Genomic DNA, 9685 nt, shown 5'->3' with positions numbered 1-9685 from the left:
GAAGCTTAGTTCCTATGGGGGCTCAGCGAGCAGCAGTCTGTTTTTCGGGGTGATATCCCCCGGGATCTGCTGAGTGAACACCCTGTATCCCTGAGACCGCAGGCGCGTTACCCGGACGACATCCATTGCCAACGGACCATCAAGCCACCCCTGCAGACCGCTCAGGTCGGCATCCTTGAGGTCGTGACAGCAGGGCAACACCGCCACTCTGGCTCCGGCTTCCACTGCCCGATCAAGAATCAAGTCCGTCAGCCCCCCGCAGGCGTGCGAGGAAACTATCAAATCGTCGTGATGCAACTGCATATCCCTCAGATCGGCCTCGACAAACTGAATCCGGTCCCGCAGCCGCGGCCAGCTAGCGTGCAATGAAACGGCAAGGGCTGCGGCACTTTTCGGGATAAGCCGGTCAACGGCCAGGGCCATAGGAGAGCTGTCGTCGAGAAGGAGGAGTATCTGCGCCAGCAGTCCGTGGCCGCAGGCCATATCAACGATCCGGCCCCCCCTGAAGCGGCGCCGCACCCGCCGGGCGACTTCCCAGGCTTCGTAAAGCTCCTTGCGCGGGAGACAACTCGCACGACAGACCGCCCGGGTAATCGCGTCAAACAGAGTGTCGCCTGCAAATTGCGGAAGGAGTTTTTCGGTGAGTCGATTGCGGGACGAGCGGTCCATGATGTAAAGGGCTGCGGCAGTTCAGATACGGCGACGATCGATGACCCGTTGCGCCTTTCCTTCATGGCGAGGGATGCTGTTCGGTTCCACGAGCTTGACAGTGGCACCGACACCAAGAACCGAATCGATTCGCTTCTCAATCATTTCGAGGAACGCTCGCTGCCGTTTCATCTCGTCGAAGAAAATGTTCTCGGTGACCTCGATCTGTATCTCCAGGGCATCGAGGGTTCCCTTGCGGTCGACGATGATCTGGTAGTGGGGTTCGCACCCTTCGATGGCGAAGAGAACCTCCTCGATCTGGGACGGGAAGACGTTGACCCCCTTGATGATGAGCATGTCGTCGCTTCGCCCCATGGTTTTCTTCATGCGGACCATGGTCCTGCCGCAGGCGCAGGGGGAGTAATCGAGGCTCGTGATATCCCGGGTCCGATAGCGGATCATCGGGAATGCCTCCTTGGTGAGGGTAGTCAGCACCAGCTCACCAACGCTTCCCGGCGGCAGCACTTCGCCGGTTTCCGGATCAATGATTTCGGGAATAAAGGCATCCTCGAAGATGTGCATGCCACACTTGAATTCACAGTCGCCGGCAATGCCGGGTCCGATGATTTCCGAGAGGCCGAAGTTGTCGGTGGCGCTGATGAAAAGTCTGCTTTCGATCTCCCTTCGCATCGCCTCGGACCAGGGCTCCGCGCCAAAGAGCCCCACCCTGAGCGAAAGTGTCTTGGGGTCGATCCCCATCTTCTCCATCCGGTCGGCGATAGTGATGGCATAGCTCGGGGTGCAGACCAACGCCGTGGTCTTGTAGTCCTGCATGATCATGATCTGCTTTTCGGTGTTGCCGGAGCTCATGGGTATGACCGATGCTCCGATGGTCTCCGCCCCGTAGTGAAGGCCGAAAGCGCCGGTGAAGAGGCCGTAACCGAAGGCAATCTGAACCACGTCGTCATGGGTGACGCCGGCGGCGGTCATGAACCGGGCCACCAGATTCGACCAGACCTTGATGTCATGCTTGGTGTAGCCGACCACAGTGGGTTTCCCGGTGGTGCCCGACGATGAGTGGATCCGCACCACCTCCCGCAGCGGGACAGCGAACATCCCGTAGGGGTAGTTCAGGCGCAGATCCTCCTTGGTGGTGAACGGAAGCTTCTTGAGATCGTCGAGGGACTGGATGTCCTCGGGAACGATACCGAGCCCGTTGAACTTGTTGCGGTAGCAGGTGACGTTCTTGAATACGCGGTTGATGGTAGCCTGCAACCGTTCCAACTGAAGTTGCTGCAACTCTTCCCGCGGCATGCATTCGTATGTTGGTTCCCAGATCTGCATACGGTTCACCTCACCTATTTTTCCCAGATTTCCTTCTTGTCTTTCCCGAGATATGCCCTTTGTACTTCTTTGTTTTCCAGCAGTTCTGAGGCTATTCCCTCCAGTACTACTTTACCTGTTTCGAGAACATACCCCCGGTCTGCCATCCTGAGGGCCGCCTTGGCGTTCTGCTCCACGAGGAGCACAGTGGTTCCCCGCTCCTGCCGAAGCTGCTCGATGACCCGGAAGATTTCCTGCACCACGAGCGGAGCGAGTCCCATGGAAGGCTCATCGAGAAGAAGGAGCCTGGGGCGAGCCATGAGCGCCCTCCCCATGGCGAGCATCTGCTGCTCGCCGCCGGAAAGGGTGCCGGCGGCCTGCTTGCGCCGCTCGTGAAGACGCGGGAAGAGGGCATACATATCGTCCAGGTCCTTCCGGATAGCTCCCCGCCCTTCCCGTCCCCGGTAGCGAAGGTAGGCGCCCAGTTCCAGATTGTCCTCAACGGAGAGGGGTTTGAAGACCTGCCTCCCCTCGGGAACCTGACAGATGCCGAGCTTGACGATCCGATCGGGGGTGAGCCCCGCCAGATCCTGGTCATCGAAAAGAATCTGGCCGGCAGCGGGGGGTGTCACGGCGGATATGGAGTTGAGCATGGTGGTCTTTCCTGCCCCGTTGGCGCCGATAAGTGTGACGATCTCTCCCCTTTTCAGGTGGATGGAGATGTTCTTGAGGGCGTGGACCTTGCCGTAATAGGTATTGATGTTCTTGATCGTCAGCATCCCCTACCCTTCCCCGAGATAGGCTGAGATAACCTCTGAGTTCTCCTGGATTTCCCGCGGAGTCCCTTCGGCGAGCTTGCGCCCCAGATTGAGGACCACAATGGCGTCGCAAATGTCCATGACGAGCTCCATGTCATGCTCCACAAGGGCAACGGTTACTCCCGACTCCCGAATCTTCTGGATAAGACGCGCCAGCTCAAGGGTCTCCCTGCTGTTAAGCCCTGCGGCCGGCTCGTCCATGAGGATTACCTTCGGCTCCAGCGCCATGGCCCGGGCTGTTTCGAGGAGACGCCCCTTGCCGAACGGAAGGTTCCCCGCCTCGGTGTCGGCCAGGTCGGTGATTCCCGTGAACTCGAGCCAGTGAAAGGCCCGTTCCCGCATACTCCGCTCTTCTGCCACCTGCCACGGAAGCCTGAGGGATGAGGCCAATATCCCGCTCTTACCCTTCGTGTGAAGTCCAACCATGACGTTTTCCAACACCGTCATCTTGCCGAAGAGCTCAATGTTCTGGAAGGTGCGGACCATGCCGAGTGTGGCGAGCCGCTCCGGTGCGAAACGGGTAACGTTCTTCCCCTGGAGATGCACCGTGCCGCCGGTCGGGGTATAAATACCGGTAACGATGTTGAAGAGGGTGGTCTTGCCGGCGCCATTGGGACCGATAATGCCGGTGATGGCTCCTTCCGCCACCCGGAATGAGACATCCTCAAGGGCAGTGACTCCGCCGAAACGCTGTGTAATTCCCTGAACTTCAAGCATCGACTTTTTTCCTGATCCCGATCCGCTCTGCGATTCTTCCCACGAGAGCGGGAATTCCCCGGACAAGCCCGCCGGGCATGTACATGGTCATGAAGATGAGCAAAAAGCCATAGACCACGATGTCGTAATCCTGGAACGCCCTGAGAAACTCGGGCAGAAGCGTCAGGAGCGCCGCGCCGAGGAACGAGCCGTAGATGCTCCCGAGCCCGCCGATGATGACCATGGTCACCAGTTCAACCGAGAAATTGAAACCGAATGAGGTAGGCGAGACAAAGGTCATGGTATAGGCGTAGAGGCTTCCGGCAACAGAGGAGATGACCGCCGACAGGGCAAAAATCTGCACCTTGAGGAGCCGCACGTTTACCCCCATGACCCGCGCGGCCACCTCGGAATCGTGAATCGCCCTCAAACCCCTGCCGATGCGTGAGTTCACCAGATTGAGAGAGAGGAGGATCGTCAACAGGGTGATCCCCCAGATGAGGTAGTAATTCTTGAAATCACTGTCAAAGGTAATGCCGCCAACGGCCAGGTTCGGTATTCCCGAAAGGCCGGAAGGACCGCCCGTCACATCCACCGCCTCGTTGAAGACGATATAGACGATGATGCCGAAGCCGAGGGTGGCCATTGCCAGATAGTGTCCCTTGAGCTTCAGGATCGGGAAACCGATGAGGAAGGCAAGCACACCCACGGCAGCAGCCACAAGCACCATGGCAAGCCAGGGGTTCAGGCCATGGGTGGCAGTGAGTATTCCCGAACCATAGGCACCAAGTCCGAAGAATGCCGCCTGGCCCAATGAAATCTGCCCTGCGTAGCCGAGAAGCAGGTTAAGCGCCACGGCAAGCAGGGTATGGATGCCGACAAAGACAAAGACATTCAGGAGATACCCCTCCCTGAACGCCATCGGCAAGGCGAGGATCAGAAGGGCAAAAGGTATGAACTTCACCGCTTCATGTTTCAGGAGAGATCTTTTATCCATCATAGCAATAATCCGTGGTTGTCAGACTCGTTCCGTGTCACCCTTCTTGAAGAGCCCCTGGGGACGGACGAGGAGTATGATGAGCAGAATGATGAAGGCTATGGCATCCTTGTAGCCCGACGATAAAAGCCCGGCGCCAAGGGATTCCAGAACCCCGAGGATGATCCCGCCGAAGACGGTGCCGAGTCCGCTGCTCATCCCCCCGATGATGGCGGCGCAAAACCCCTTGAGGCCCAGCATGATGCCGACGTCGTAGGAGGTCATGGTGAGGGGGGCAATGATGATGCCGGCCATGGAGCCCATGGCTGCGCTGATGGCAAAGGAGAAAAGAACCATGCGCCTCACGTCGATACCCACAAGCCCAGCGGCGCGGCTGTTGTAGGCGCAGGCCCGCATGGCCTTGCCGCTGATGGTGTAATTGAAATAGAGCTTGCTGCAGATAATGACAATCACTGTAACGGCGAATATCCAGAGATGCTGGGGCAGAATCGTCGCCTCTCCCAGTTGGATAGGATCGTTGCCGGAAAAGGTCGGAAGCGCATGGGTATCCTTCCCCCAGATGAGCATGGCGATACCCCGGATGAGGATACTCCCGCCAATGGTGATAATCACCAGACTTATGGGTGAGGCGTTCTTCATGGGCCGGATGGCGAGCCGCTCAAAGGCGATGCCAACCAGGGTTGCCACGGCGATGGCCAGGATTATCGATACGAGGAGCGGCAGTTTGAGTGCGGTAAGAAAAAACAGTGTGAGCATGCCGCCCAGCATCACGAACTCGCCCTGGGCGAAGTTGATGATTCCGGTGGAGTTGTGAATGATGGCAAAGCCGACACCGATGAGGGCATAGATGGCCCCCGTCGAAAGGCCTGAGAGAAGGTACTGCGATATCTGATCACCAATGTGCATAGAGTAGACGTTTGGCTCACAATGAGGGAGCGCAGACCGGTAAAGCCTGCGCTCCCTTTATTGGCTGGAATGGTCCGTAGGTTTTACTATCTGCTACTTGACGAGGGCGAAGTCCCTTTTTCTGATCTCCACAAGGACGAAAGCGTCTTTGGCGAGACCGGCGTGGTCGTTTGGAGAGTAGGTGAATACACCACCGATTCCGGCGAAATTCCTCGTCCGTTCAAGCTGATTCCGGATAGCGGCCGGATTGTCGCTGCCCCGCTCGATGGCTCCCTTGAGAAGCATTAATGCGTCCCAGGCGTGGCCACCGAAGTGGTCACCCTCGGCATTGTAATGCTTCTGGTAGTCCTTGACGAAGGCAATGAGAGATTTTTTCTGCCGGTCCGAGTTCGGGAGGAGATCGGCCACAATGACGCGCCCCGATGGAAGCACAATCCCTTCAGACGCATCACCGGCCAGCTCGATGAACTTCTTGGAGGATACCCCGTGGCTCATATAGAGGGGAAGCTTCAGCCCCAACTGTTTGGCATTGCGGGCAATGACGGCTGGCCCCGGATTGGTTCCCCAGCAGATGACGGCCTGGGCACCGCTCCCGCGAATCTTGGTGAGTTGGGCGGTCATATCGGTATCCTTCGGGCCATAAGTGTCGTCGGACACGATCTGCATACCGTGGGCGGCTGCCTGGGCCTTGAGCTGCTCCCGACCCGAAGAACCGAATCCATCAGAAACAGTCAGGATAGCTACTTTCGCAATTTTCTTCCGCTTCAGGTTCTCATAGATCTTAGCAACCGCTAGGCCGTCGTTCTGGGCAGTCTTGAAAACCCACTTTTTAACCGGATCGGTGATCTTGCTCCCCGCAGCGCAAGAGATGAGCGGAATTTGTGCCTTTTCCGCAACCGGGATGACGGCCATGGTGTCTCCCGTGGTGCTGGGGCCGATGATGGCCGAAACCTTGTCATCCTTGATGAGACGATTGGCGGCCTGCACCGCCTTGGTGGCATCACCCTGGGTATCGTAAACGATGAGTTCGAGCTTTCGCCCCTTTATGCCGCCGGAGGCGTTGATCTCACTTACCACCATCTGGGCAGTATTGCGTTCAGGCTCACCCAGGAAAGAAGCCGGGCCGGTCACGGCAAAAAGGCCGCCAATCTTGACCGGAGGAGCGGCAAGGGCGCTTCCCGCCAAAATGGCCAGGGACACGACGAACGTCAGTATGAACGTAGCCCTCTTCAGCATAGTCAACCTCCCCTGTTGATTACTTTACCAGTTCCCAGTCCCCTTTGGTGATCCTGACCATCTCAAAGGCGGAAAGATTAAGTCCGTTATGATCCGCCGGCGACATGGTGAAGATGCCGGAAACGCTCACCAGCCTCTTAGCCTGCTCGATGCCGTCCCTCAGCTGCACGGGGGTTGCTCCCCTCTTAAGCGCGTTGGAAATGAGGAGGAAGGCGTCATAGGCATAGCCGCCGAAGGTGGAAGCCTCGACTCCGTATCCCTTTCTGTAGGCCTGGTCATAGTCGCGGAGAAGCTTTGCCTGAGGATCGTTTTTCTGGAGCTTGTCGAATACCGTGAGCTTGCCGGCCGGAAGGATGATCCCTTCGGCGGCGTCAGCTCCGGCCAGCTCGATGAACTTCTTGGATGCGACCCCGTGACTCATATAGAGGGGAATTTTCATCCCGAGTTGCCTCACGTTCCGGGCGATGATGGCCGGACCCGGGTTGGTTCCCCAGCAGATGATTGCATCGGGCTTGCCCGCCTTGATCTTGGTCAGCTGGGCAGTCATGTCGGTATCCTTGGGGCCGTAAACTTCGTCGGCAACGATCCTGAATCCCTTCTTGCCGGCAAGGGCCTTGAGCTGCTCGCGGCCGGAGGAACCGAACCCGTCGGAAACCGTAATGATGGCTAGGTTCTTCTGCTTGAGTTTCGCGGCATGAATCAGAATCTTCTCGGCGGCCACATGGTCATTGGCCGGGGTCTTGAATACCCACTTTTTCACCGGCTCAGTGATCTTTACCCCCGCTGCGCAAGAAATGAGGGGAACCTTCTCTTTCTCTGTCACCGGGATGACCGCCATGGTTTCACCCGTAGTGCTCGGGCCGACGATGACACTCACCTTGTCGTTCTTGATGAGCTTGTTGGCGAGCTGCACCGCTTTGGTAACATCTCCCTGGGTATCATAGACCACGAGTTCCACCTTGCGGCCTTCAACCCCTCCTTTGGCATTGGTCTCCTTAACAAGCATTTCGAGGGTGTTTTTTTCGGGCTCGCCAAGGAACGAAGCCGGGCCGGTCACGGCAAAGAGGGCGCCGATGCGGACCGGTTCGGCAGCCATGGCAATGGTGGCGGCGAGCAGCGTAACGAGGCTGAAGACAAGCACTACTATTTTCCTCATGTTCCCTCTCCTTCATCCGTCCGCCGCGCGATGGCGCGCGGGGAGCCGTTCAGCGGGCAGCCTAACGGCCCCCGCAGCATGGTCACATCGCGTACAGTCGCGCACCTTCAAGAACAGTAAAGCCATTTTCACTAAGCGTTTTGATCGCCTTCCCGGTTTCGTCAAAACGGAAGATAATGACGGCATTCTCACCGCACCGCTCCACGAAGGCATACATGTATTCCACGTTGATCTGATCGCGGTCCAGGGCCTGAAGTATCTGGGAAAGCCCGCCGGGGCGATCTGGAACCTCTACGGCCACCACCTCGGTCTTGCTGACGGTGAATCCCTTCTCCTGCAGGACAAGTTTCGCCTTCTCACGGTCATTGACGATGAGGCGCAGAATGCCGAAGTCAGAGGTGTCTGCCAGGGAGAGGGCGCGGATGTTGACTCCCGCGTCGCCAAGTACCTTGGTGATTTCAGCCAGACGGCCCGACTTGTTTTCTATAAAAATGGAAATCTGCTCAACGTTCATTCCACCCTCCTTGCAGGGTCAGGCCACTGCCTCCCCATATTTCGGACGCGGTACCAATGCACCCTGTGGTATCAGCTGTTTATCCGGTTGTCGATGACCCGCTTCGCCTTCCCTTCACTCCGGGTAATGGTCTGGGGTTCCACGAGACGAACCCGGCAGGAAACGCCGAGAATATCCTTTATCTCCTTCTCGATCCGGTGAGACAACGACTGGAGCACCTTGACCTCGTCGGAGAAGAGCCGTTCGTCCACCTCCACCTGAACCTCAAGGGAATCCAGGTTTTCCTTGCGGTCGACGATGAGAACATAGTGGGGCTCTACCCCCTCGATTCCCATGAGGATCGACTCGATCTGCGACGGGAATACGTTGACCCCACGAACGATGAGCATGTCGTCGCTTCTGCCGGTCATACGGGTGAGACGGGCGTGGCTCCGGCCGCAAACGCACGGCTCGTAGGTGAGGCTCGTGATGTCGCGGGTCCGGTAGCGGATGAGAGGAATCCCCTCTTTGGTGATGGTGGTGATGACCAGTTCGCCCCGCTCCCCTTCAGGCAAAATCTCACCAGTGTCGGGATCGATGATCTCGGGGATGAAGTGGTCCTCCCAGATGTGGAGCCCTTTCTTCGCCTCGCGACACTCAATGGCCACACCCGGCCCCATGATCTCAGAGAGGCCGTAGATGTCGATGGCACAGAGGTTCAGTTTCTCCTCGATCTCGCCCCTCATCGCCTCTGACCACGGCTCGGCCCCGAAGATGCCGACACGGAGCTTCAGCCCCTGGAAGTCGATCCCCTCCTCCCGTGCCGCCTCGGCCATGAAGAGCGAATATGACGGAGTGCAGGTGAGGACCGTGGAGCCAAAATCCTTCATGATCATGATCTGCTTTTTGGTGTTCCCCCCCGACATGGGGATGACCGAGGCGCCAAGCTTCTCTGCACCATAGTGGGCACCGAGGCCACCGGTGAAGAGGCCGTAACCGTAGGAGTTGTGGATGATGTCACCCCGGTGGACGCCGGCCGCCGCGAAGGAACGGGCCATGAGTTCGGACCATGTGTCGATATCCTTGCGGGTGTAGCCGACCACGGTCGGCTTGCCGGTGGTGCCGGAGGAAGCGTGGATGCGGACAATCTCCTCCATCGGCGCCGCAAAGAGGCCGTAGGGGTAGCTGTCGCGCATGTCCTGCTTGAGGGTGAAGGGAAGCCGTTGCAGATCGGTTAGGGACTTGACACTGTCGGGGGTGATCCCGGCCCGGTCGAAACTCTGCCGGTAGAAGGGGACGGAGGCGTAGACCCGCGCGACGGTAGTCTGGAGCCGCTTGAGTTGCAGGGCCTCCAGGGCCTGACGGGGAAGTGTCTCGAACTCTTCGTTGTAGTAGCTCATCGTCGACTCCTC

Annotated in this window: 10 protein-coding genes; all 10 read right to left on the bottom strand. The window is 58.2% G+C overall.

Going from position 1 to position 9685, the window contains the following annotated elements; genetic code table 11:
- Window positions 1-12 precede the first annotated feature (12 nt).
- The 10 genes from RCH91_RS10040 to RCH91_RS09995 all read right to left on the bottom strand — a co-directional run bounded on the left by RCH91_RS10040 (window position 13) and on the right by RCH91_RS09995 (window position 9673).
- Complete coding sequence (locus RCH91_RS10040) at window positions 13-669, bottom strand: methyltransferase (protein ID WP_306534688.1); 657 nt, start codon at window positions 667-669, stop codon at window positions 13-15.
- A gap of 21 nt (window positions 670-690) precedes the next feature.
- On the bottom strand, window positions 691-1992 hold the full coding sequence (locus tag RCH91_RS10035) for a phenylacetate--CoA ligase family protein (protein WP_306534686.1): 1302 nt from the start codon (window positions 1990-1992) through the stop codon (window positions 691-693).
- A 14-nt stretch (window positions 1993-2006) separates the two neighbouring features.
- Window positions 2007-2750: an ABC transporter ATP-binding protein gene (locus RCH91_RS10030; protein ID WP_306534684.1), complete on the bottom strand. Its 744-nt coding sequence runs from the start codon at window positions 2748-2750 to the stop codon at window positions 2007-2009.
- Between the two features lie 3 nt (window positions 2751-2753).
- Window positions 2754-3506 (bottom strand): ABC transporter ATP-binding protein, encoded by a 753-nt coding sequence (locus RCH91_RS10025; protein WP_306534682.1) that lies wholly within the window; start codon window positions 3504-3506, stop codon window positions 2754-2756.
- Window positions 3499-4485, bottom strand: coding sequence for a branched-chain amino acid ABC transporter permease (locus tag RCH91_RS10020; RefSeq protein ID WP_306534680.1), 987 nt, complete (start codon window positions 4483-4485; stop codon window positions 3499-3501). Before RCH91_RS10020 ends, RCH91_RS10025 begins: the two co-directional genes overlap by 8 nt.
- A gap of 18 nt (window positions 4486-4503) precedes the next feature.
- Window positions 4504-5388, bottom strand: a complete 885-nt coding sequence (locus RCH91_RS10015) for a branched-chain amino acid ABC transporter permease (protein ID WP_306534678.1) — start codon at window positions 5386-5388, stop codon at window positions 4504-4506.
- Between the two features lie 93 nt (window positions 5389-5481).
- Window positions 5482-6624 (bottom strand): ABC transporter substrate-binding protein, encoded by a 1143-nt coding sequence (locus tag RCH91_RS10010; RefSeq protein ID WP_306534676.1) that lies wholly within the window; start codon window positions 6622-6624, stop codon window positions 5482-5484.
- 19 nt (window positions 6625-6643) lie between these two features.
- Window positions 6644-7780 carry an ABC transporter substrate-binding protein gene (locus tag RCH91_RS10005; protein ID WP_306534674.1) on the bottom strand — a complete coding sequence of 379 codons (1137 nt, stop codon included), beginning with the start codon at window positions 7778-7780 and terminating at the stop codon, window positions 6644-6646.
- 82 nt (window positions 7781-7862) lie between these two features.
- Window positions 7863-8294: an ACT domain-containing protein gene (locus RCH91_RS10000; protein WP_306534672.1), complete on the bottom strand. Its 432-nt coding sequence runs from the start codon at window positions 8292-8294 to the stop codon at window positions 7863-7865.
- A 71-nt stretch (window positions 8295-8365) separates the two neighbouring features.
- Entirely contained in the window at window positions 8366-9673 is a 1308-nt protein-coding gene (locus RCH91_RS09995) for a phenylacetate--CoA ligase family protein (protein WP_306534670.1), read from the bottom strand.
- Window positions 9674-9685 lie beyond the last annotated feature (12 nt).

The sequence above is a fragment of the Geobacter sp. genome, from assembly GCF_030834625.1.
Lineage (GTDB): Bacteria > Desulfobacterota > Desulfuromonadia > Geobacterales > Geobacteraceae > Geobacter.
This window is presented reverse-complemented; position numbering and strand designations above follow the sequence as displayed.